The organism is Pantoea sp. SJZ147 (assembly GCF_007828605.1).
Classification (GTDB): Bacteria; Pseudomonadota; Gammaproteobacteria; order Enterobacterales; family Enterobacteriaceae; genus Pantoea; species Pantoea allii.
Genome location: NZ_VIVB01000004.1, coordinates 233,742 through 255,211, shown reverse-complemented (window position 1 = coordinate 255,211; position 21,470 = coordinate 233,742). Strand labels below are relative to the sequence as shown.

The window sequence follows — 21,470 nt, the reverse complement described above, 5'->3', positions numbered from 1 at the left end:
CAATAAAAACGCCGGACAGCGCCGGCGTTCAACCTGAATCCTGACGGTGAATCAGCCTGTGCTGGTTTTCACCTCGTCGCGCAGTTCGCGACGCAGAATTTTTCCTACATTGGTTTTTGGCAGTTCATCGCGAAACTCGACGATTTTAGGCACTTTATAGCCCGTGAGCTGGCGACGACAGTGATCCAGCAGTTCTTCTTTGGTCAGCGAGTGATCTTTTTTAACCACGCAGACTTTAACGGCCTCGCCGGACAGCTCGCTGGGCACGCCAATCGCTGCCGCTTCACGCACTTTGGGATGCTGCATCAGGACGTCTTCAATCTCATTAGGATAGACGTTAAAGCCCGACACCAGAATCATATCCTTTTTGCGGTCCACGATACGGATAAATCCTTCGGGATCAACGGTAACAATATCCCCGCTATGGAGCCAGCCATTTTTCAGGACTTCTGCTGTGGCCTCCGGGTGCTGCCAGTAGCCGAGCATCACCTGAGGGCCACGGATGCACAGTTCGCCAGGCTCTCCGGTAGGCACTTCGTTCCCGCTCTCATCCAGAATAATCACGTCCGTTGAGGGCACAGGCAATCCGATACTGCCCGTGTGACAGCTGATGTCATAAGGGTTTACTGAGACCAGCGGGGAACACTCCGTCAGACCATAGCCTTCCAGCAAATAGTGTCCTGTGAGCTTTTCCCAGCGTTCGGCCACCGCTTTTTGGACTGCCATGCCGCCGCCCGCTGAAAGGCGTAACGTCGAGAAGTCGAGTTTATTAAAGTTGTCGTCATTAAGCAGCGCATTGAACAGCGTATTCACGCCGGTAATGGCGGTAAACGGATATTTGGCGATCTCTTTAACAAAGCCGGGAATGTCGCGCGGATTGGTGATTAACAGATTCTGGCCGCCTAACTCAACGAACAGCAAGCCGTTAACGGTTAATGCAAAGATATGGTAGAGCGGTAATGCCGTGACGACGCACTCTTTACCGTCACGTAACAGCTTGCCGTAGGTCGCTTTGGTTTGCTCCAGGTTGGCCTGCATATTGCGGTGGGTAAGCATAGCGCCTTTGGCCACGCCGGTGGTGCCGCCCGTGTATTGCAAAAATGCCAGGTCATCGTTGCTGACTTCCGGACGCTGGTACGCCATTTTTTCACCGGCATCCAGAACATGGCGAAACGATATCGCGCCTGGCAGATGATATTTGGGCACCAGCCGCTTCACATACTTCACCACAAAGTTCACCAGCGTGGCTTTAACCGGCGCAAGCTGGTCGCCCATGCGGGTCAGAACAACGTGTTTCACGGCGGTTTCACTGACGACTTTTTCCAGCGTATGCGCAAAGTTAGAAACAATGACGATTGCACTGGCACCACTGTCATTGAGTTGATGTTTTAATTCGCGCGGCGTGTAGAGCGGATTAACGTTGACCACCACCATCCCTGCCCGCAGAACACCAAACAGCGCCACCGGATATTGCAGGAGGTTCGGCATCATCAAAGCAACACGGTCGCCGGGCTGCAGTTTCAGCGCATGTTGCAAATAGGCGGCGAAGGCCCGGCTTTTCTCGTCCAGTTGGCGATAGGTCATCTTTTGACCCATGTTATAAAAAGCAGGCTGCTCAGCGTAGCGGACAACGGCCTGCTCAAACATATCAACCAGAGAGTGGTAACGATCAGCATTGATTTCGGCAGGTACGTCTGCCGGGTAGCGTTTTAGCCAAACCTTATTCAAGGATTCACCCCGATAATCTTGTTGTGTACTCATCGCCGCCTCGACAATCGTATTTTTAACAATATTTTAACTGATTGTACCAGTTTGCTCTGCTTGTCATGTTGAGGTTGCGAAGTGCATCACTAAATTTCGTGTTAGTTAACAATACAAATAAAAAGCCCGGCTGCGAGCACCGCGACCGGGCTTATTAAAAACGGCTAACGCTTACGGCGTCAGGAAAGTTTCCACCTGGGCAGGCCCGGTGTTATACATGCCCCAGTAAGGATTGGGCCCCCAGTAACCGCCGCGATGACGCGTTGGCCCGTACCAAATCCACGGATCGATCGGCTGTGGTGGCGCAACGATCTGGCGCGTGAGATGCCAGCGCTGGTAGCCCCGCACGTCAATGACCACAAACTGGTAATTTGCCTCGCCAATCTTGCCCTGCTCGGTGCCTTTTAGCGTGCCGAGCACCGTCACGTACTGATCTTTCACATCGGTAGGATCAACAAAGCCCGGAATATCAGCATAGATTCGGCCAAGCGAGCTGGCACCCAACACCGGTCTTGCGCCCTCATCCAGCGGCTGCGTTGCGATTTCCAGCCGGGTTTTGCCGTTGCGGTTGATAACGTTAACCACTTTACCGCCGAAGCGAGATTCCTGACCAACATAGATGGCCGGATCTTTCATTACGCGCAGCAAGTCCTGCTGGGGCATCGGCGAGTTGCCCTTAATATTATCCGGCACGGAAACACAACCACTTAAAACCAGGGCACAGGCCAACATCAAACCTGCAACACCGCGACGACACATTGACATGGGTATTCTCCTGAACGTTGCTGTTTAGAGTGCCTGGATAACAATAAGTTGCGTCATATTTTACCGTCCGGGCAGTTTTTTCCATGCCACTTCGTTTCTCAGATAAGTGGGCTCGGCATGTTCAGGTTGCACGGTAGCGCCCTGCTGTAATGCGGCGACCGCCAGTGGCAACATATCTTCAGCGGCCGGCAGCGCCACATTGCTGTTGACCAGTTGCAGGGCGTGCCCCTGCTGCAGGTCCGGCCAGGCCTGCCAGCCCGTTCCAGCGGTGTACCATTCTCCTTCCAGCGCCTGCATCCGGGCCAGCGCGGCGGCGGGCGACAGCACGCTCTCAGTCGCTTCCTCCTGCCAGTTGCCCTGTTCATCGCGCTGATATTCGGCCCAGTAGACTTCACCCATACGGGCATCGATCGCGGTTAACACCCGGTTTGCGCCGTGTTGCCGCCAGGCACCCTGTGCCAGCGTGGCCAGGGTGGAGATGCCCGCCATCGGCAAGGCGGCACCTAACGCCAGGCCCTGGGCAATCCCGATACCAATACGGACGCCAGTAAAACTGCCCGGCCCGCGGCCAAATGCCAGCGCGTCGAGTTCGGTCAGTTCAAGCTGCTGAGACTCAAGCAGCTCTGCAATCAGGGGTAAAATGCGTTGCGTGTGATCGCGGGGCGCTATCTCAAAGCGCGCGTCAATCTGTTGCCCGTTGAGCAATGCCGCAGAACAGGCTTCTGTCGCTGTATCCAGCGCTAAAATTCGGACCGACATAACGACCTCTGAAGATTCAAAAACGGCGCGCATCTTAGCACACAATTACTCGCCAGGTTGCTGACGAATAAAGGCAATAGCTTGCGCAATATCACGTGTTCGTGGCGTTGGCGGCAGACTGTTAAGAAACAGCGCGCCATAGGGACGGGAAACCAGCCGCTGGTCGCAAATCACCAGCACGCCACGATCGTCCGTATCACGAATCAAACGGCCAACGCCCTGTTTAAGCGTAATCACCGCGTCGGGCAGTTGCACGTCGCTGAAGGGATCGCCCCCCCGAATCCGGCAGTCTTCCATGCGTGCTTTAAGCAGAGGATCTTCCGGCGAGGTAAACGGCAGTTTGTCGATGATCACCAGCGACAACGCATCGCCACGGACATCCACACCTTCCCAAAAGCTGCTGGTGGCCACCAGCAGTGCATTGCCTTTATCAATGAACTGCTTCAGCAGTTGCCCTTTGCTGGTTTCACCCTGCACTAACACCGGCAACGTCATAGAGGCACGGAACTCCGCGGCCAACTCACGCATCATCAGATGCGAGGTACAAAGAAAGAAACAGCGGCCTTTGTTCGCGTCGATCAGCGGCTTCATCATTTTTGCCAACTGACGCGCACCACCCGGACGATTGGGTTCAGGCAGATTGCGCGGCACGCACAGCAAAGCCTGCTGTGAATAGTCAAACGGACTGTTGAGGATCAGATTCTTAGCCTGGCTCACGCCCAGCCGGTCGGCAAAGTGGTCCATCTTTTCATCGACGGCCAGGGTCGCAGACGTGAAAATCCATGCGGCTTTACGGTTATCCATCACTTCGCGGAAGCGTTCGGCCACCGATAACGGCGTCAGCGCCAGCACAAAGTGACGCGATGTGCATTCATACCAGTAACTGAAGCCGGGTTCACTAATGGCGCGTATCCGTTTCAGTCGTGTGCGATAGAGCGCTGCACGTTCAAACGCCGCATCAAGCAGCGCCGAACGCCCCAGCGAGAGCTTGATCACGTCGTAACAAAGCTCCAGCGCATCATCGAGCAGGGTAAACATGCGCATGATGTTGTTATCGCTGAGTAGATCACGCAGGTTACCGCGATAACCCGGCTCGCCCAGCGCCAGACGGAAGTCCTGCGCGCATTGTGCCAGACGGTCGGCTGATTTTTGCAGCTGCTGTACGTCACGGACTTCCGTGCGATAGGCAATAATGATGTCTTTTGCCAGATCGCCTAACTGGCGGCTGGAGAGCTGCTGACCGAAATACTGGCTGGCGATGTCCGGCAGCTGATGGGCTTCATCAAAAATCATCACGTCCGCTTCGGGGATAAGCTCACCGAATCCGCCCTCTTTCACCACCAGATCGGCAAGAAACAGATGATGGTTAACCACCACAACATCGGCGTCCATGGCCTTCTTACGCGCCTTCACCACAAAGCACTCTTTGTACAGCGGGCAGTCGCTGCCCAGACAGTTGTCATTGGTGCTGGTCACCAGCGGCCAAATCGGACTGTCTTCGGTAACGCCGGCACAGGAACTGATGTCCCCATCTGTGGTTTGCGATGACCAGGCGCGCAGCGTCACTAAATCCGTGAGCGCCTGAACGCTCAGATCGCCGCCGGTCGCCGACTGTTGTTCCATGCGCTCAAGGCAAAGGTAGTTAGAGCGACCTTTCAGCAGTGCCGTTTTACCGGTGAACTTCAGCGCGTTGGCAATGGTAGGCAAATCGCGGGCGTAGAGCTGATCCTGCAGGGCTTTTGAGCCAGTGGACACGATCACTTTTTTATTGGCGCGTAAAGCCGGAGCCAGGTAGGCATAGGTTTTGCCTGTCCCCGTCCCCGCTTCGACCACCAGCTCGCCGCTATTCTGCACGGCTTCCGCGACGGCCTGCGCCATTTCACGCTGGGCTTCACGCGGTTTAAATCCCGCAATGCCTTTTGCCAGCGCGCCATCAGTTGCAAAATCGTCTGCCACGTACCCTCTCAATAACGGCAAAAAACACTGTATATTATGCCAGCATTCCCTGACTTAAGTAAATCGCTGACGGTGGCGTCTTTATCACCCTGCCGTCCTGTTGCCTGCAGACCCAGGGATGACGCCGTTTTCAGCGCTAATGACTGATGTAAAGCGCGCCGGCAATCAGTAGCACCAGTAACACCGCCAGGGTGATAAACCCCTGTTTGGCCGTGCGTGACATGCCGACAAAGGTCGATATCACGATAAACAGCAGTGCCAGTGCTCCAAACATCACCCAAAACAGATATTGCGTATTCGCCATGCCTTCATCCTGATAGTCCTGAACCGGTAAGCGACGTTTTATACCATTTTTCCGCCCGTGATGCGCGGCTGACGCCCAGCGCGCGCTGCAACGGATGACAATCGCACCGGGATTATGGCAGGCTAGGCGTTCAAAAAAACAGGGAGAAGATGATGAGCATTACGCGCATTGATCCAGAACATCGTATGTCCGAAGCGGTCATTCATAACGACACGATTTATTATACCAGCGTGCCTGAAAACCTGGAGGCGGATGCCGAAGCGCAAACCGCCAATGCGTTGGCGGTGATTGATGCCCTGCTTACGCGGGTGGGCACTGACAAAAGCAAAATCCTTGATGCCACCATTTTCCTGGTGGATAAAGCTGATTTTGCCGCAATGAACCGCGCCTGGGACGCCTGGGTTTCGCCCGATAACGCGCCCGTTCGCTGCACGGTTCAGGCAGGTTTAATGAATCCACAGTATAAAGTCGAAATAAAAATTATCGCTGCACGCTAAACCGCTTGCCGGGCGTCAGCCTTCGTCGTCTTCATCTTCGAAGCGCGCCCGGATCAGCTCACCAGTGTGGCTTTCGCGAATCTCCTGCGCAACCAGAGTAATGGCTTCACCGCTGGACATGCCACCAGCCATTAATTGCTGAATACGTTCAACAGCGCGCTGTTGCTGGTCGTGTGAAAGTGCGGGTAATCCTGTAATCATGTTTTACTCCTGCTATGAGGCTGCCATTATTTCATGGGGAACAAACAGGTGCCAGTCAGGAAAAAATATGTCAGTCTAACGGCCTTACTGATGTCAGATTTCGTGCTCAATGATCGTTCAAACTCATAACCTAAGTTATTCGCCTGACGCCATCACCCACTATTTTTCCCGTATTGCGCATCTGCCGTGGGCGATGCTGTTGTCTTCAGGGCAAGCTGACCACAGCGATAATCGTTTTGATATCCTGACCGCCGATCCGCTGACGACGCTGACGACCCGGGGCAGGATAACAGAAATTCAGCAGGGCGATCGCTCCCAACGTAGCCAGGACGATCCCCTGTCCCTGGTACAACAGCAGTGCGACGCGTTGGGCATTGCCCCGCAACGCCATCCGGACTTGCCGTTTTTAGGCGGCGCGCTGGGTCTGTTTGGCTATGATCTGGGCCGGCGTTTTGAGCAGTTGCCGCATACCGCCCTCGCCGATCTTCATACACCGGATATGGCCGTCGGCATTTATAGCTGGGCGCTGATTGCCGACCATCACCGTCATACATTAACGCTGGTTGCCATTGATGATGTTGCGCGACGTCTTCGCTGGCTTGAAGGCTGGCCCGAACGTGAAACCGCGCCTTTCTCTCTGACCAGCAAATGGCAGTCCAACCTTAGCCGGGATGAATACGCGCAACGCTTCCACAAAGTGCAGGCTTATATTCAGGCAGGCGACTGCTATCAGGTTAATCTGGCACAGCGCTTTAAAGCAGGCTATCAGGGCGATGAATGGCGTGCTTTTTGCCTACTGAACCAGACCAACCGCGCGCCGTTCAGCGCCTTCTTACGTCTGCCGGAAAGTGCCATCCTCAGCCTGTCCCCCGAGCGCTTTATGGCGCTGGATCAACACGTCATTACAACCCGGCCGATTAAAGGCACCCGCCCGCGTAACCGCGATCCTGTTGCTGACGCGGCTCAGGCCGAAAGCCTGCGTACCTCGACCAAAGACCGCGCCGAGAACCTGATGATTGTCGATCTGCTGCGTAATGATATTGGCCGGGTCGCCGTTGCGGGGTCTGTCAGCGTCCCGGAACTGTTTGTGGTGGAGCCCTTCCCTGCGGTTCATCATCTGGTCAGCACTATTCGCGCCACGCTGCCTGATCACCTGCAGGCCTGCGATCTGCTGCGCGCCTGCTTTCCCGGCGGCTCGATCACCGGCGCACCTAAAATTCGTGCCATGGAGATTATTGATGAGCTGGAGCCGCAACGCCGCAACGCCTGGTGTGGCAGCATCGGTTACCTGAGTTTATGTGGCCGTATGGATACCAGTATCACTATCCGCACGCTGGTGGCTGAAAATCATCACCTCTACTGCTCTGCCGGCGGCGGGTTAGTGGCGGACAGCGAAGTCGAATCTGAATATCAGGAAACCCTGGATAAAGTCAGTCGTATTTTACCTGCGCTGGAAAAAGGGGCCTGAATGGCATTGACGCTCGCGGATTTCCGCACCCGTTTTTTACTGCAACAGCCCCTGGAGCCTGCACAAGCGCTCTCTGGTCGTCATGCTGCGGTGTTAATTCCTATAGTGGCACGTCAGCAGCCGGGTTTGCTGCTCACCCAGCGTTCGCACGGATTACGGAAGCACGCCGGACAGGTGGCCTTTCCCGGCGGCATGCAGGACCCTGAAGATGCCTCTCTGGTTGCCACCGCATTACGCGAAGCGCACGAAGAAGTGGGTATTTCGCCTCTGCAGGTCGATGTCCTGGGCTGTCTGCCGGCTGTCACCAGCAGCACGGGGTTTCAGGTCACGCCGGTGGTGGGCATCATTCCAGACCAGATTGCGCTGCGCATCAATCCGGATGAAGTGTTAAGTGCATTTGAAATGCCGCTCACGGAAGCTTTACGTCTGAGCCGTTATGCCGAGCTTGAATACTATCGCGCCGGGATTCGTCATCCTGTCTGGTTGTCGCGCTATCAGGATTACCTGGTCTGGGGAATGACAGCAGGGATTATTCGTTCGCTGAGTCAGCAGATTGCTTTTTAATTGACGCAGCCTCCATTTTTAAGCCTGTTTACAGGCTTCCGCGCAATATCACACTATAATTTTTTCTCGTGGTGTTAATTAGTTTATTTCATGCGAAAAGCAGCGCGTTTACCCTGCTTAGCCGTTTACTATTAGCGCCATAAACTGCTGCGGCAGTCTGAACGTTTTTTGTGAGGAGTGTCACCCATGATTTCGGTTTTTGACATGTTTAAAGTGGGCATTGGCCCATCCAGTTCTCATACGGTCGGTCCGATGAAAGCGGGTAAACAGTTTGTGGATCTGTTGTCTGAACAGGGCAAACTGCATGAGGTGACACGCATCGCCGTCGATGTCTATGGTTCCCTGTCGCTGACCGGCAAAGGTCACCATACGGATATCGCCATTATTATGGGATTAGCGGGTGAGTCGCCTGACAGCGTCGATATCGATGCTATCCCCGCCTTCATTAAAGATGTGCAACAGCGGGAACGTCTGCTGATCGCGAAAGGTGCCCATGAAGTCGATTTCCCTCGCGAAGGCGGCATGGTGTTTCGCAGCGAGAATCTCTCGCTGCATGAAAACGGCCTGCGTCTGCTGGCGTTTTCCGGCGATCTGCTGGTGCTGTCAAAAACCTATTACTCCGTTGGCGGTGGGTTTATTGTCGATGAGGAGCATTTCGGTCAGTCTGCGCTGGATGAAGTGTCCGTGCCCTGGCCGTTCCATTCTGCCAAAGAATTATTATCCCACTGCCGTGAGACCGGGCTTTCCCTGTCCGGCCTGGTGATGAAAAACGAACTGGCGCTGCATTCGCGTGAAGAGATTAACCAGTATTTCACGACAATTTGGCAAACCATGCAGGCCTGTATCGATCGCGGTCTCAACACCGAAGGCGTCCTGCCTGGCCCGTTGCGCGTTCCACGCCGCGCTGCCTCGCTGCGTCGTTTACTGATCTCCTCCGCCAAGCACTCTAACGATCCCATGGTCGTTATCGACTGGATCAACATGTATGCGCTGGCGGTAAACGAAGAGAATGCCGCCGGTGGGCGCGTCGTTACCGCACCCACTAATGGTGCCTGCGGTATTGTGCCGGCAGTGCTGGCTTACTATGACCACTTCATTGAAACGGTTACACCCGATATCTTTATTCGCTATTTCCTTGCCTCCGGTGCCATTGGTATTCTTTACAAAATGAATGCCTCTATCTCCGGTGCTGAGGTCGGTTGTCAGGGTGAAGTTGGCGTGGCCTGTTCGATGGCGGCGGCAGGTCTGGCAGAACTGTTAGGCGCAAGCCCGGAGCAGGTTTGCGTCGCCGCAGAAATCGGCATGGAGCACAACCTTGGCCTGACTTGCGATCCCGTAGCCGGCCAGGTTCAGGTGCCCTGTATTGAACGTAACGCTATCGCATCAGTGAAAGCCATCAATGCCGCACGCATGGCCCTGCGTCGTACCAGCGAACCGCGCGTTTCACTGGATAAGGTGATAGAAACCATGTACGAGACCGGCAAAGACATGAATGCGAAATATCGCGAGACGTCACGGGGCGGTCTGGCAATAAAAGTTCAGTGTGACTAATCATTTTTGAGATTTAATTCTAATTTTTTGCTTTTTAACCAGTGCATTAGTCAGTCCTGCCTGCTATAAATATTAACGATATTAAAGCGACCTGCGGGTCGCTCTGCTTTTCTTCTAGCCTTTCATTTTACGCTCGGGTCCTAAATTTGCGTTGGGCCGTGCCGATAACAACCCAGCTATATCTATTTTCTGGTTTTGGGAAGGTGATTCTTGATGTTCATGGCCCAGCAATATGTTGGACAATACAGACGTAAGCGATTGCTTATTGCTGTGGTGATTGCTTCGATTGTTCTTTCGTTAACGCTGGCTTTTCGCTACTTTGAAGAAAAATCATATGTTCAACAGCGAGCAATCAGTTTTGCCGATAATGCGATTACGCGTTTTGATCGCATGTTTTCACCGCTTGATGTCTCCGCCAACAACATGCAGGGATTGGTCGGAATGTCCTGTCCGGATGCCCGTTTTCCCTTAATCGAAAAGATTTCTTCGCTACAAACCGTGCGCGCTATTTTGCTGGTCGATGAGGACAGGCTTTACTGTTCCAGTATTTTTGGCTCACGAGATATCGCGTTCAGCCAGGTCTACCCTGAACTCGCCCTTAACGAGAAGCGCATGCTGCTCTCCACGGATGACTATTTGCTCAAAGGTTCGCCCGTCTTGTTATTGTGGACGCCCACGACGCTGGATAACCGTTCCGGAATACTTCAGGCCATCAATATTGAATTAATGAGCAGCTACCTGCTGGAGCCGCAGGCACCCTGGGTTGAACGGGCAATTTTTAACGTGAACGGCAAAAGCCTTGAATATGGCAATCCTCTCATTGAGTCCACGCTGCCTTCTGAGGATGAAGTTACCTATACCGAAGCCTCGCTGCGTTATCCCTATACCGTTACCCTTTATGGTCCCTCACCTTCGCGCCTGGCCCTGGCCTCTTTGCCCTCGCAGTTGCCCCTGGCGCTCATGCTGAGTTTGCTGATTGGCTATGTGGTCTGGCTGGCAACCGCCAATCGCATGAGCCTGAGCTGGCAGATTAGCTACGGCATCACAGCCAATGAATTTATGGTTTACTGCCAGCCCCTGATCAATGCACGAAACGGTAAATGTGATGGCATTGAGCTTCTGTTGCGCTGGCATAATCCGCGTCAGGGCTGGATTCCACCCGACGTTTTTATTCCCCTGGTTGAACGCCAGAACCTGATTGAGCCGTTAACCCGCTTTGTGCTGAACCGCGTCGTCGACGCCTTGCCGGATCTTCCCCACAGTCCACACTTTCATATTGCCGTTAATGTCGCGGCCAGCCATTTTCGCGAACGTGCCATTCTGGAAGACCTGCAAAATATTTGGTGGCCCGCCAATCCTGTCCCCCAACTGGTGGTCGAATTAACCGAGCGTGATGCCCTGCCCGTGGTCGATCAGACGGTCATTGCTCAACTGCACGACATCGGCGTGCGTTTGGCGATAGATGATTTCGGTACCGGGCACAGTTCGCTGTCCTACCTGAAAGATTTGCAGCCGGACGTGCTTAAACTGGACAAAATCTTTACTGCCTCTATCGGAACGGATGCGATTAACGCCACCGTCACCGATATGGTGATCTCGCTTGCGCAGCGTCTGAATATCAGCCTGGTCGCAGAGGGCGTAGAAACCCAGGAGCAGGCAGCCTATCTTCGCGATCGCGGCGTGGATCATCTGCAGGGTTATTACTTTGCCCGTCCGATGCCGCTGGAGGACTTTCCGGCGTGGTTGCGCCATCATCAACTTACCTGTGACCTGTAGTGCCCTCAACGCCATCCATCACGTCGGCAGGTCATGTCTTCACGCAAAAAAAACGCATCACCATGTGATGCGTTTTACGCTAAGAAGGTAGGTTAACCTTCTTCTTCCTCATCATGTTGTTGATCTTTGGTCACGCGCACCAGATCGATACGGTACTCCGTGGCTTCGATGATCTGGAAATGAAGCGGCTCAATATCGATGACGTCGCCAGGTTTAGGCAACTGCCCTTTCTGCGCAATCAGCAACCCTGCCAGAGAAGCGTGATCTTCTTCCGGCTTTACCAGCTCGTGGAAGTCGAGGAGCTGCTGCAGTGAATGCAGGTCGGTACCGCCTTTCACTAACCAGCCATCACCGTCCATGATGATATCCGGCGTTTCATCTTCATCCGGGAACTCACCGGCGATCGCTTCCAGCACATCCAGCGGCGTGATTAAGCCCTGCACCACGCCAAACTCGTTAGTCACGATAACAAAGCTGCCTTTGGCACGGCGCAAGACGCCCAGCAGGTTAATCGGGTCAAGCGTTTCCGGCACGATGATGATCGGTGTATTGGCAGCAAAGGTCGCGACGTCAACGCCGTGATCCAGCGCCACCAACAGCTCTTTGGCTCTGACCACGCCAATGATTTCATCCAGCTCACCCCGGCATACCGGGAACAGGCTATGCGGCGTATCCAGCAGCTGAATACGAATTTCGTCAACCGGACGGTTGGCATCCACCCAGGAGATATCACCACGCGGCGTCATAATGCTGCGAATCGAACGGGACGCCAGCGTCAGCACGCCATTAATCATATAGCGTTCTTCGTCTTTAAAGGCTTCCTGTGGCATGGCAATGGCAATCGCCTGCTCTTCCGTGCTCGCAGGAGCGGACTGCACCCGATTACGTCCGCCCATCAACCGCAAAATCGCCTCGGCGGTGCGCTCACGCATAGGTCGATGCGACTGATGACGGATAAAGTTGTGGCGGGCAATCTGATTGAACAACTCGATAAGAATCGAGAAACCAATCGCCGCGTACAGATAACCTTTCGGAATGTGAAAACCAAAGCCTTCGGCCACCAGCGACAGGCCGATCATCAACAGGAAGCTGAGACACAGCACCACCACAGTGGGATGCGCGTTGACGAATTTTGTCAGGGGCTTAGACGCCGCCAGCATCACGATCATCGCAATAACAACCGCTGTCATCATCACCGGCAGGTTATTGACCATACCGACGGCAGTAATCACCGCATCCAGGGAGAAGACCGCATCCAGGATGACAATCTGCGTCACAACCGCCCAGAAGCTGGCGTAGCTGCGGTTGCCGTTGTTTTCCAACTCACGGTTCTCCAGCCGCTCATGCAGTTCCATGGTGGCCTTGAATAACAGGAATATCCCTCCCGCCAGCAAAATGAGATCGCGTCCGGCGAAGCTGAAACTTCCCACGCTAAACAGTGGACGCGTCAGAGTCACCATCCAGGAGATAAGCGATAACAGGCCCAGACGCATGACCAGCGCCAGCGACAAACCAATCAAACGCGCTTTATCACGCTGCTTAGGCGGCAGCTTATCCGCAAGAATGGCAATAAAGACCAGGTTATCAATGCCGAGGACGATTTCCAGCACGATGAGCGTGAGCAATCCCGCCCAGATCGAGGGGTCGAACAGAAATTCCATTAGTGACTCCTGAACAAGGATGTGATTACGTTAAAGCGTGCCAGCGTCAGATGACGTGACTGAAATAAGCGCGGAAAAGCAGAGAAAACGCGGTCTGGCGTGAATTGACGCGCTGAAGAGCGCAAAGACAAGGTTAAGCAACGTCGGTGACGATCCATAAGGGTGGGCTGCTGCCCGCTACTCCTGAATAATAAACAGATTGCTAATGTATCAGTTCGTACCACGAGGTCAAAAAATTTTCTTATTTTTACACTCTCTCACGGCCGGGTTCAGGCGTCATAAAAACTCAATTTCCCTCTTTTATGCTGCAAATAGCCAACCAATATCACAAACTTTATTTTTTCGGACACTAAAATAAATCCGGCATTCACGTAGTGAGTTGGTTATCCCAACAATGTTGAAATTAGGTTAATTCACATTAACAAGATTTAGATGTTGTTAACGCGATAATTCTTAACGGTTCCTCACATTATGATGAACCAACAAGCGAACGGAGGTAGCACGTGACCATTGCTCTTGTAATTGGTACACACGGCTGGGCAGCGGAGCAGCTGCTTAAAACGGCAGAGATGCTTTTAGGCGAACAGAAAAATGTCGCATGGATAGATTTTGTACCGGGGGAGAATGCTGACACCCTGATAGAAAAATATCAGGCACGACTGGCAGAGCTGGACACATCACAGGGGGTGCTTTTCCTGGTGGATACCTGGGGCGGCAGTCCATTCAATGCAGCCAGTCGGCTGGTCGTTGATAAAACGCATCACGAGGTGGTCGCCGGGGTAAACATTCCTATGTTAGTCGAAACCCTGATGGCCCGAGACGATAACCCCTCTTTTGACGAACTGGTGGCGATTGCGGTTGAAACCGGCCGTGAAGGCGTCAGAGCGTTAAAAGCACAACCTGAAGAAAAACCGGCTGCTGTTGCCGCCCCTCCGTCTGCGCCTCGCGCAGCGGCCCCCGTCAACCGGCCGCTGACGCCTGACGAACATATGAATATTTGCCTGGCACGCATCGACGATCGTCTTATTCATGGGCAGGTCGCTACGCGCTGGACCAAAGAAACTAACGTCAGCCGCATTATCGTGGTCAGTGATGAGGTGGCTAACGACAAAGTGCGTAAAACGCTGTTAACCCAGGTGGCACCGCCGGGCGTTACCGCGCATGTGGTGGACATCGATAAAATGGTGCGCGTCTGGAATAACCCCAAATATGCCCGCGATCGTGTCATGCTGCTGTTTACCAACCCAACGGATGTCCTGCGGATTGTTGAACAAGGCGTGGATATCAAGAGCGTCAACATTGGCGGTATGGCATTTCGCCAGGGGAAAACCCAGGTGAATAATGCCGTCTCGGTCGATGAAAAAGATATCGCCGCCTTCCGCCAGCTTCACGCGCGCAATATAGAACTTGAAGTGCGCAAAGTCTCGGGCGATCAAAAACTAAAAATGATGGATCTGGTGGCTAAGGTGAGCGCATAACACGCCAGCTATATTTTTCTATCCTGTAGAGGACAAGAAGTATGATGGAAATAACCACACTTCAAATTATTTTAATCTTTATTGTCGCCTGTATTGCCGGTATGGGTTCGATTCTGGATGAGTTCCAGTTTCATCGCCCGTTGGTGGCCTGTACGCTGATCGGGATTGTACTTGGTGATATGAAAACCGGCATCATCATCGGCGGTACGCTGGAGATGATTGCACTTGGCTGGATGAATATCGGTGCTGCTGTTGCGCCTGATGCCGCGCTGGCCTCCATTATCTCCACCATTCTGGTGATTGCCGGTGGACAGAGCGTGGGTGCTGGTATTGCGTTGGCTATCCCACTGGCGGCGGCCGGTCAGGTTCTGACCATCATCGTGCGTACGCTGACCGTGGCGTTCCAGCATGCGGCGGACAAAGCCGCGGAAAAAGGCAACCTTACGGCCATCTCATGGATTCACGTTTCAGCCTTGCTGCTTCAGGCAATGCGCATTGCGATACCGGCGCTGATTGTGGCCATCTCGGTGGGAACGGATGCGGTTCACTCTCTGCTCAGCTCCATCCCTGAGGTCGTCACCAACGGTCTGAACATCGCAGGTGGCATGATCGTGGTCGTCGGTTACGCCATGGTCATCAATATGATGCGTGCAGGCTATTTGATGCCGTTCTTCTATCTGGGTTTCGTCACTGCCGCGTTTACCAACTTCAACCTGGTGGCTTTAGGCGTGATTGGCGTCGTGATGGCGGTGCTTTATATCCAGCTCAGCCCAAAATATAACCGCGTAGCCGGTGGGCCTGCGGCATCGCCGTCAGCTAACGACCTCGACAACGAACTCGATTAAGGAACAGGTGACAACATGGTTGATATAACAAAAGTCGAAAAGAAACTGACGCCGGGTGACGTTCGCGCTGTATTTTTACGCTCAAACCTGTTTCAGGGTTCCTGGAACTTTGAACGTATGCAGGCGCTGGGGTTCTGTTTCTCAATGGTACCGGTGATCCGCCGTCTTTATCCTGAAAATAATGACGACCGCAAGCAGGCCATCAAACGCCACCTTGAGTTCTTTAATACGCATCCTTACGTGGCCGCGCCTGTCTTAGGTGTGACGATGGCGATGGAAGAGCAGCGTGCTAATGGTGCAGCGATAGATGACGGTGCAATAAACGGTATCAAAGTGGGCCTGATGGGCCCGCTGGCCGGCGTAGGCGATCCGATTTTCTGGGGAACCGTTCGTCCGGTGTTTGCGGCCTTAGGTGCAGGCATCGCGATGAGCGGCAGTTTGCTCGGTCCGCTGCTGTTTTTTATCCTGTTTAACCTGGCGCGCCTGTTAACCCGTTACTACGGCGTCGCTTATGGTTACCGTAAAGGGATCGATATCGTCAGCGACATGGGCGGTGGCTTCCTGCAAAAACTGACCGAGGGAGCATCGATTCTCGGCCTGTTTGTTATGGGCGCGCTGGTTAACAAGTGGACGCACGTCAATATTCCGCTGGTGGTTTCACGCATTACCGATCAGACCGGGAAAACCACGGTGACGACCGTACAGTCGATTCTGGATCAGCTGATGCCGGGCATTGTCCCACTCCTGCTGACTTTCGCCTGTATGTGGCTGCTGCGCCGCAAGGTTAATGCGCTGTGGATTATCGTTGGCTTCTTTGCTATCGGTATATTTGGTTACTGGATCGGTTTGCTCGGGCTGTAACGTTAACCGCATCGGGAGCCTCGGCTCCCGATGCTTTTAAGCGGCCCGCTGCGTGAGAAGGCCGGCTTTTCTCTGTAAAGGAAGAACAATGTCATTGACCGACGGCATCATCGCCCTCTGCATCATCGCCCTTCTGTTTTTTGCTGTTTATGATGAAGCGGTTCTGCCACGTCGTCATGGCCCCACGCTGTTACGTGTACCGTTACAACGCCGTCATAAAGCCGACAGCCTGATCTTCATAGGTTTACTGCTCATCCTGTTGTGGAACAACGTCGCCCATCAAGGCCCGAAACTTACCACCGCGCTGTTGATGGTGCTGTGCTTTTTATCATTTTGGCTTTTCTGGCTGCGCCGTCCCAAACTGCTGATGAAAAGTCAGGGATTGTTTTATGCGGGCAGGTGGACAGACTATCGGCGCATACAGCGCATGAATCTTTCAGAGGACGGCATTTTAGTCATGGAGCTTGAACAGCGACGTTTGCTGATCGCCGTGCAGCAGCTTGACGATCTTGAGCGTATTTACCAAACGCTGGTCGAGGCGCGTTAGTCGCGTTGCCAAAGGGTAATCATAAAGTCCGCTTCACAGTGAAATTGCGAGCTTTCAGCGAGGGACTGCCAGACTTCTGGCCGCGCGCGCCAGGCAAACGGGGTCATCTGCAACAGGGTGGTTGCCGCCTGTGCGGTCAACGCCATCGGATAGGTCAAACGGTGCTGGGCCCGTTGCGTAAATCCCTGGTAGACTTTCTCTTCCGACACGTGAAGCTGCACTTCGCGATAAATCAGCGCCTTGAACTGCTCCAGATGATGAGGCCCGGGCGTAACCGTTAGCAGCAGGCCACCCGGTTTGATGACGCGGCTCAGTTCCGCCTCGTTGCAGGGCGCATAGATACGTACCACCGCATCCAACATGTTGTCACTAAACGGCAGGCGCTGGCTTGAGGCCACACAGAATAACACCTGCGGATAGCGCTTAGCCGCCAGTCGAATCGCCATTTTCGCCACATCCAGACCGTATACCTGCCCTTCAGGGGCGAGATTGTCGGCGAATGCGCCCGTGTAGTAACCTTCCCCGCAGCCGATGTCCAGAATCTGCGCAGCCGGTTGCTGCAGATGCTGATCAAGCACGCTCACCACCCGATCCCGCAACGGCTGGTAATAACCGGCCTGGAGAAACTCACGCCGTGCCTGCATCATGTCAGCACTGTCGCCCGGCTCACGCGAGCCTTTATGTTGAACGGGCAGCAAATTGACATAGCCCTCTTTCGCCTGGTCGAACTGGTGACGATTCTCACAGCGCCAGCTGCGTTCGGTAAGGCTCAGGGGAAAGTGACAAAGTGGGCAAATCAAAGACATCAGGCGCTCCGGCAGAAATCGACGCGCAGAAGTGTACTCGACGGGAAACAATATCGAAAGCGTAAAAAAAGCCTCGGCCAGATGGCCAAGGCTTTAATATCTGAGACAGTGGTGCCTGGCACCCGTCTGAGGCGAAATCAGATAGCAGTGACGTTAACTGCTGCTGGACCTTTCTGGCCGTCCTGAATTTCGAACTCTACGTTCTGGCCTTCAGCCAGTGTTTTGAAACCGTTGCCCTGAATAGCAGAGAAGTGTACGAACACATCTTTGCTACCGTCAGCTGGAGTGATAAAACCGAAGCCTTTAGACTCGTTGAACCACTTAACCTGACCTTTAATCTTTGCCATTTTACTAATTCCTTAAAGTGTTTATTTTGCCCGGAGGCTAACCTACAGATAAAACAGAGACATTACTGAATGAGGCACTGATTAAAGTTCGGCAAGGAAGCGGTATTCAACGTCAACGTCTTTACTCGTAACTTCTTTACTGAAGATGCCATACATAAACAGAACTGTACCTCGTTTAACCCACGAATTGTTATCACATATCCGCTAAATAATGGCAAGCCATTTTTATATGCCTGACCGGCGCTTTTTGCATAATTGCAAAGTGGCTCCCAGAGAATGTACTTCCTGGTACAAAACCCTGGATAGCGAACGCCAGTAATAGCCCTGACATCACTATAAAATAATGCTTTCCTGCCCGGACAGGATGATATCTGACTCCCTTACCCACCTCACTCGCGATGGATAACATTAAAAAAATAACATTGCACTAATATGGCAATATTGCACCAAATAAAGGAGCAGATAAGTGAAGCGCGAGTAATCTATTGCGGCAAGCTTGTACAACAAAACTTATTCCGTACACATATAAATATTATTTTCAGCAAAATCATAAGTTGAGCGTGAACGCAATCATTTATAGCTTGCGCGCAGGCGCTTTTTGAATTAGGCCTGCGCCATGAAGGATATTAAAATGGATTCCAGTCAACACGTAGCGGCGTCTGACGAGAATGTTATCACGACGGATTAATCGGGTTGATATATGTCAGGCTGCGGCTCTCCCCAATCTGCCATGGCGTAAAGCGCCTGCTCGCTTCACCGCTTTGCGTTAAAACACGCTGCAATTCCGCCGGAGGCGCATCCAGCGATTCATCGGCCAGTTCAAAAACCCCCCAATGGATTGGGACAGTAAGAGGCTGGCCGATTGCCCGCCACAACGCCACCGCCTGTTGAGGGTCCATATGTTGTGCCCCCATAAACCAGCGGGGTTCATAGGCCCCGACGGGCAGCGCGGCCAGATTGAACGGGCCGTGACGTTCTGCAATGGCATGAAGATTTTCCGTGTAGCCACTGTCACCCGAGAACCAAAAGCGCACTGTGTCGGTTTTAATGACCCAACCGCACCAGAGAGATCGGTTGCGATCGGTAAAGGTGCGCATACTCCAGTGACGGGCCGGTACCGCATCAAACTGAATCCCACCCATCGCCTTGTGTTGCCACCAGTCCAGCGCGTGCACCTGTTTAACCCCACGACGTTTACACCAGTCCGCCAGACCCAAGGGCACCAGAAAAACAGCCTCAGGAAAATGGCGTACGATCTGCTTGATGGTTGGCTTATCCAGATGATCGTAATGATTATGGGAGATCAGCACGTAATCCAGACGAGGCAACTGACTGATGGTCAGCGGGGACGGCGTTTTCCGTTCTGGCCCGATAAACGGCAGAGGCGAGGCCCGCGGGGAAAGCGCGGGATCGATTAATATATAGCGTTGATTCAGCCGCAACAGCAGCGCAGCATGGCCCAGCCACCAGAGCCGGTCATCCTCACCGCTCAGGTCGGCAGGTTGCCACCACTGCGCAATAAAGTCGTCATAACCCCGCTGAGGCGGATGGGGTAATCCCTGGGCTTTACGTTCCTTACGCCAGCGCTTCAGGTCACCCTGCTGGCGTGTGTCAGGTTCGGGGTTGCGAAAACCCGCCGGTGTGTGATGGGCTTTACTGCTGTCAAACCAGGGATTCTTCCAGGCCATCCGGCCTCCATGCAGGCGTTAACGTTCCGGAATGAGGCGAATAAAATCGCCATTTTCCGGCTGCGCGTCAGTTTTTTGCTCTGACGTACCATTTTGCTTCTCGATCAAACGCTTCAGCAGGGCGTTTTGTTTCTTTTGCTCTTCCAGCAGCGACGCCAGCAACGCAATCTGTTCATTTGCCCGAACGCTGGCGCGGTTAACGTAGAACCACAGGATCAATGCCACAATCAGCATTATCCCCATCACGCCATAGCTGACCACAGGACCCGCATTAGCGGCTAACTCATTCATAACTGCCTCAAGATACCAGGTGAAACCACCATAAAAGGTGCGACCGTCTATTCTACCCTGCGGCGCAGTAAAAGATAATGGCGGAGTAAGGGATGGGCATCATTCTGCTCATTTCAGTTATCTCTGATCGCTTCCCGCGTAAAAGCGAGGCATGCTGCTGCGGTACATCATGTCAGGCAGCAGTCACTGGAACGCTGCGTTAGGTATCATAAGGAGATACAATGAAACTGTTTATTCGGGCGATTGTTGTTGTGGGGATTATCTGGCTGGCGATGCTGTTTACCGGCTATGGCATTCTGGCTGGCAGTAATAAGAATGCGGCGGGATTAGGACTTAAGTGTAACTACCTTACCGCACGGGGCATGATCACGGCACAGTATCTGCACACAGACAGCGGCGTAGTAGGCGTCACCGACTGCCCGCTGTTGAAGAAAAGTAGTGAAGTGGTTGATAACTGATCGCACTGAAGCGGGCCAACTGGCCCGCTTTTTTTTACGAAAACGTGTAATCGTGATAACCCAGCTCGGCGGAAAGACGTCGTCCCGCGCCTTGCAGCATCGTGACATAGGTTTGCTTATTCGACTCTGAGAAGCGAATGGTGGGAAAAGAGATACTCAGCCCGGCGACGGCCACGCCAAAGCGATCAAAAATGGGCACGGCGATACAGCGCACGCCCGCTTCCTGCTCTTCGTTATCCTCACCATAACCCTGCTGCTTCACCTGACTCAGCGCCTCCAGCAGCGCACCCGCGTCCGAAAGCGTATTGGCGGTATGAATGCTAAACGTCATGCGCTGCAGAATCTCGTTGACGTCATCACGGCTGCGCCATGCTAATAACACCTTACCCAGCGCGGTAGAGTGCAGCGGATTACGGCGACCGATACGCGACGACATGCGCAGGTTATACAACGAATCGATCTTGTGAACATAGACGATGCTCTCGTCATCCAGCGCGCCCAGATGAATCGTTTCTTTGGTCAGGCGGGACAATTCCCGCATCTGCACATCGGCACTGCGAATCAAATCGATGTTCTGCAGCGCTTTCGATCCCACCTCAAACAGTTTTAGCGTCAGCGAGTATTTCTCGCTTTCCCCTTCCTGGGCCACATAACCCAGTGACTTCATGGTTTGCAGGAAACGGTAAACGGTGCTTTTCGACATCATCAGCCGTTGAGCCAGCTCGGTAATCCCATGTTCGCGCGCGTCACTTAATGCCTGCAAAATGCCAAACACCTTTTGCACCGACGAGACCGAATCAGGCTGTTTGTCCTTTTCATCAGGAACCATGTGCCACCTTGAATACGTGTTTCAAAAAAAACGGAACGAGGTTGCAGTATAGATGGG

At 53.4% G+C, this 21,470-nt stretch carries 22 protein-coding genes and 1 pseudogene; 10 read left to right on the top strand and 13 right to left on the bottom strand.

The window, feature by feature from the left end:
* Nucleotides 1-51: 51 nt before the first annotated feature.
* The 5 genes from fadD to FBY13_RS23410 all read right to left on the bottom strand — a co-directional run bounded on the left by fadD (nucleotide 52) and on the right by FBY13_RS23410 (nucleotide 5,545).
* On the bottom strand, nucleotides 52-1,728 hold the full coding sequence (gene fadD, locus FBY13_RS08285; RefSeq protein ID WP_128604249.1) for a long-chain-fatty-acid--CoA ligase FadD: 1,677 nt from the start codon (nucleotides 1,726-1,728) through the stop codon (nucleotides 52-54).
* A 204-nt stretch (nucleotides 1,729-1,932) separates the two neighbouring features.
* Nucleotides 1,933-2,526 carry a Slp family lipoprotein gene (locus tag FBY13_RS08280; RefSeq protein ID WP_145393950.1) on the bottom strand — a complete coding sequence of 198 codons (594 nt, stop codon included), beginning with the start codon at nucleotides 2,524-2,526 and terminating at the stop codon, nucleotides 1,933-1,935.
* A gap of 60 nt (nucleotides 2,527-2,586) precedes the next feature.
* Nucleotides 2,587-3,285, bottom strand: coding sequence for a tRNA (adenosine(37)-N6)-threonylcarbamoyltransferase complex dimerization subunit type 1 TsaB (gene tsaB, locus FBY13_RS08275; protein WP_145393949.1), 699 nt, complete (start codon nucleotides 3,283-3,285; stop codon nucleotides 2,587-2,589).
* 45 nt (nucleotides 3,286-3,330) lie between these two features.
* A complete protein-coding gene (locus FBY13_RS08270) occupies nucleotides 3,331-5,241 on the bottom strand; it encodes an ATP-dependent DNA helicase (protein ID WP_096010494.1) in 1,911 nt (636 codons plus the stop codon).
* 136 nt (nucleotides 5,242-5,377) lie between these two features.
* Nucleotides 5,378-5,545, bottom strand: coding sequence for a hypothetical protein (locus tag FBY13_RS23410; RefSeq protein WP_186440800.1), 168 nt, complete (start codon nucleotides 5,543-5,545; stop codon nucleotides 5,378-5,380).
* A gap of 152 nt (nucleotides 5,546-5,697) precedes the next feature.
* Between FBY13_RS23410 and FBY13_RS08265 the strand changes: the two genes are divergently transcribed.
* The gene (locus tag FBY13_RS08265; protein ID WP_145393971.1) at nucleotides 5,698-6,042 is read left to right on the top strand and encodes a RidA family protein; all 345 of its coding nucleotides are present in this window, start codon (nucleotides 5,698-5,700) and stop codon (nucleotides 6,040-6,042) included.
* Nucleotides 6,043-6,057: 15 nt separating this feature from the next.
* Here the strand turns inward: FBY13_RS08265 and FBY13_RS08260 are convergent, their stop codons facing one another.
* Nucleotides 6,058-6,243, bottom strand: a complete 186-nt coding sequence (locus FBY13_RS08260) for a YoaH family protein (protein WP_063879843.1) — start codon at nucleotides 6,241-6,243, stop codon at nucleotides 6,058-6,060.
* Nucleotides 6,244-6,352: 109 nt separating this feature from the next.
* On the opposite strand from FBY13_RS08260, the gene pabB reads away from it, so the two are divergent.
* From pabB to FBY13_RS08240, 4 genes are all read left to right on the top strand, one after another.
* A complete protein-coding gene (gene pabB, locus FBY13_RS08255; protein WP_145393948.1) occupies nucleotides 6,353-7,711 on the top strand; it encodes an aminodeoxychorismate synthase component 1 in 1,359 nt (452 codons plus the stop codon).
* Entirely contained in the window at nucleotides 7,712-8,275 is a 564-nt protein-coding gene (locus tag FBY13_RS08250) for a CoA pyrophosphatase (protein ID WP_145393947.1), read from the top strand.
* 186 nt (nucleotides 8,276-8,461) lie between these two features.
* Nucleotides 8,462-9,826: an L-serine ammonia-lyase gene (locus FBY13_RS08245; RefSeq protein ID WP_063879846.1), complete on the top strand. Its 1,365-nt coding sequence runs from the start codon at nucleotides 8,462-8,464 to the stop codon at nucleotides 9,824-9,826.
* Nucleotides 9,827-10,039: 213 nt separating this feature from the next.
* The gene (locus FBY13_RS08240) at nucleotides 10,040-11,602 is read left to right on the top strand and encodes an EAL domain-containing protein (RefSeq protein ID WP_145393946.1); all 1,563 of its coding nucleotides are present in this window, start codon (nucleotides 10,040-10,042) and stop codon (nucleotides 11,600-11,602) included.
* 92 nt (nucleotides 11,603-11,694) lie between these two features.
* Here FBY13_RS08240 and FBY13_RS08235 read toward each other — a convergent pair whose 3' ends face one another.
* Nucleotides 11,695-13,263, bottom strand: coding sequence for a TerC family protein (locus FBY13_RS08235; protein ID WP_096010490.1), 1,569 nt, complete (start codon nucleotides 13,261-13,263; stop codon nucleotides 11,695-11,697).
* Between the two features lie 503 nt (nucleotides 13,264-13,766).
* Between FBY13_RS08235 and manX the strand changes: the two genes are divergently transcribed.
* The 4 genes from manX (at nucleotide 13,767) to FBY13_RS08215 (ending at nucleotide 16,994) form a co-directional block, all read left to right on the top strand.
* A complete protein-coding gene (gene manX, locus FBY13_RS08230) occupies nucleotides 13,767-14,741 on the top strand; it encodes a PTS mannose transporter subunit IIAB (protein WP_109716455.1) in 975 nt (324 codons plus the stop codon).
* Nucleotides 14,742-14,785: 44 nt separating this feature from the next.
* On the top strand, nucleotides 14,786-15,586 hold the full coding sequence (locus FBY13_RS08225; RefSeq protein WP_063881190.1) for a PTS mannose/fructose/sorbose transporter subunit IIC: 801 nt from the start codon (nucleotides 14,786-14,788) through the stop codon (nucleotides 15,584-15,586).
* Between the two features lie 15 nt (nucleotides 15,587-15,601).
* On the top strand, nucleotides 15,602-16,447 hold the full coding sequence (locus FBY13_RS08220; RefSeq protein WP_013026024.1) for a PTS mannose transporter subunit IID: 846 nt from the start codon (nucleotides 15,602-15,604) through the stop codon (nucleotides 16,445-16,447).
* Between the two features lie 88 nt (nucleotides 16,448-16,535).
* On the top strand, nucleotides 16,536-16,994 hold the full coding sequence (locus FBY13_RS08215) for a DUF986 family protein (protein ID WP_145393945.1): 459 nt from the start codon (nucleotides 16,536-16,538) through the stop codon (nucleotides 16,992-16,994).
* Here FBY13_RS08215 and rlmA read toward each other — a convergent pair.
* The 5 genes and pseudogenes from rlmA to FBY13_RS08190 all read right to left on the bottom strand — a co-directional run bounded on the left by rlmA (nucleotide 16,991) and on the right by FBY13_RS08190 (nucleotide 20,126).
* Nucleotides 16,991-17,800 carry a 23S rRNA (guanine(745)-N(1))-methyltransferase gene (rlmA, locus tag FBY13_RS08210; RefSeq protein WP_145393944.1) on the bottom strand — a complete coding sequence of 270 codons (810 nt, stop codon included), beginning with the start codon at nucleotides 17,798-17,800 and terminating at the stop codon, nucleotides 16,991-16,993. The two genes, FBY13_RS08215 and rlmA, sit on opposite strands and share 4 nt — an antisense overlap.
* Before the next feature lie 137 nt (nucleotides 17,801-17,937).
* Entirely contained in the window at nucleotides 17,938-18,147 is a 210-nt protein-coding gene (gene cspE, locus FBY13_RS08205; RefSeq protein ID WP_001062678.1) for a transcription antiterminator/RNA stability regulator CspE, read from the bottom strand.
* Between the two features lie 37 nt (nucleotides 18,148-18,184).
* Nucleotides 18,185-18,303 (bottom strand): annotated as a pseudogene (locus tag FBY13_RS08200) (DUF2627 domain-containing protein).
* 518 nt (nucleotides 18,304-18,821) lie between these two features.
* A complete protein-coding gene (locus tag FBY13_RS08195) occupies nucleotides 18,822-19,835 on the bottom strand; it encodes an MBL fold metallo-hydrolase (protein WP_145393942.1) in 1,014 nt (337 codons plus the stop codon).
* An 18-nt stretch (nucleotides 19,836-19,853) separates the two neighbouring features.
* Nucleotides 19,854-20,126: a YebO family protein gene (locus FBY13_RS08190; RefSeq protein ID WP_145393940.1), complete on the bottom strand. Its 273-nt coding sequence runs from the start codon at nucleotides 20,124-20,126 to the stop codon at nucleotides 19,854-19,856.
* A gap of 221 nt (nucleotides 20,127-20,347) precedes the next feature.
* Here FBY13_RS08190 and FBY13_RS08185 point away from each other — a divergent pair, with 221 nt between their 5' ends.
* Complete coding sequence (locus FBY13_RS08185) at nucleotides 20,348-20,584, top strand: YobH family protein (protein WP_063879853.1); 237 nt, start codon at nucleotides 20,348-20,350, stop codon at nucleotides 20,582-20,584.
* Between the two features lie 34 nt (nucleotides 20,585-20,618).
* On the opposite strand, the gene kdgR is transcribed toward FBY13_RS08185, so the two are convergent.
* Entirely contained in the window at nucleotides 20,619-21,413 is a 795-nt protein-coding gene (gene kdgR, locus FBY13_RS08180) for a DNA-binding transcriptional regulator KdgR (RefSeq protein ID WP_145393939.1), read from the bottom strand.
* Between the last annotated feature and the right edge of the window lie 57 nt (nucleotides 21,414-21,470).

Coding starts and splice junctions, on each gene's coding strand:
- FBY13_RS08280 (WP_145393950.1), bottom strand. CDS start 2,526: ATGTCAATGTGTCGTCGCGGTGTTGCAGGTTTGATGTTGGCCTGTGCC.
- tsaB (WP_145393949.1), bottom strand. CDS start 3,285: ATGTCGGTCCGAATTTTAGCGCTGGATACAGCGACAGAAGCCTGTTCT.
- FBY13_RS23410 (WP_186440800.1), bottom strand. CDS start 5,545: ATGGCGAATACGCAATATCTGTTTTGGGTGATGTTTGGAGCACTGGCA.
- FBY13_RS08265 (WP_145393971.1), top strand. CDS start 5,698: ATGAGCATTACGCGCATTGATCCAGAACATCGTATGTCCGAAGCGGTC.
- FBY13_RS08260 (WP_063879843.1), bottom strand. CDS start 6,243: ATGATTACAGGATTACCCGCACTTTCACACGACCAGCAACAGCGCGCT.
- pabB (WP_145393948.1), top strand. CDS start 6,353: ATGATCGTTCAAACTCATAACCTAAGTTATTCGCCTGACGCCATCACC.
- FBY13_RS08250 (WP_145393947.1), top strand. CDS start 7,712: ATGGCATTGACGCTCGCGGATTTCCGCACCCGTTTTTTACTGCAACAG.
- FBY13_RS08245 (WP_063879846.1), top strand. CDS start 8,462: ATGATTTCGGTTTTTGACATGTTTAAAGTGGGCATTGGCCCATCCAGT.
- FBY13_RS08240 (WP_145393946.1), top strand. CDS start 10,040: ATGTTCATGGCCCAGCAATATGTTGGACAATACAGACGTAAGCGATTG.
- FBY13_RS08235 (WP_096010490.1), bottom strand. CDS start 13,263: ATGGAATTTCTGTTCGACCCCTCGATCTGGGCGGGATTGCTCACGCTC.
- FBY13_RS08225 (WP_063881190.1), top strand. CDS start 14,786: ATGGAAATAACCACACTTCAAATTATTTTAATCTTTATTGTCGCCTGT.
- FBY13_RS08220 (WP_013026024.1), top strand. CDS start 15,602: ATGGTTGATATAACAAAAGTCGAAAAGAAACTGACGCCGGGTGACGTT.
- FBY13_RS08215 (WP_145393945.1), top strand. CDS start 16,536: ATGTCATTGACCGACGGCATCATCGCCCTCTGCATCATCGCCCTTCTG.
- rlmA (WP_145393944.1), bottom strand. CDS start 17,800: ATGTCTTTGATTTGCCCACTTTGTCACTTTCCCCTGAGCCTTACCGAA.
- cspE (WP_001062678.1), bottom strand. CDS start 18,147: ATGGCAAAGATTAAAGGTCAGGTTAAGTGGTTCAACGAGTCTAAAGGC.
- FBY13_RS08195 (WP_145393942.1), bottom strand. CDS start 19,835: ATGGCCTGGAAGAATCCCTGGTTTGACAGCAGTAAAGCCCATCACACA.
- FBY13_RS08190 (WP_145393940.1), bottom strand. CDS start 20,126: ATGAATGAGTTAGCCGCTAATGCGGGTCCTGTGGTCAGCTATGGCGTG.
- FBY13_RS08185 (WP_063879853.1), top strand. CDS start 20,348: ATGAAACTGTTTATTCGGGCGATTGTTGTTGTGGGGATTATCTGGCTG.
- kdgR (WP_145393939.1), bottom strand. CDS start 21,413: ATGGTTCCTGATGAAAAGGACAAACAGCCTGATTCGGTCTCGTCGGTG.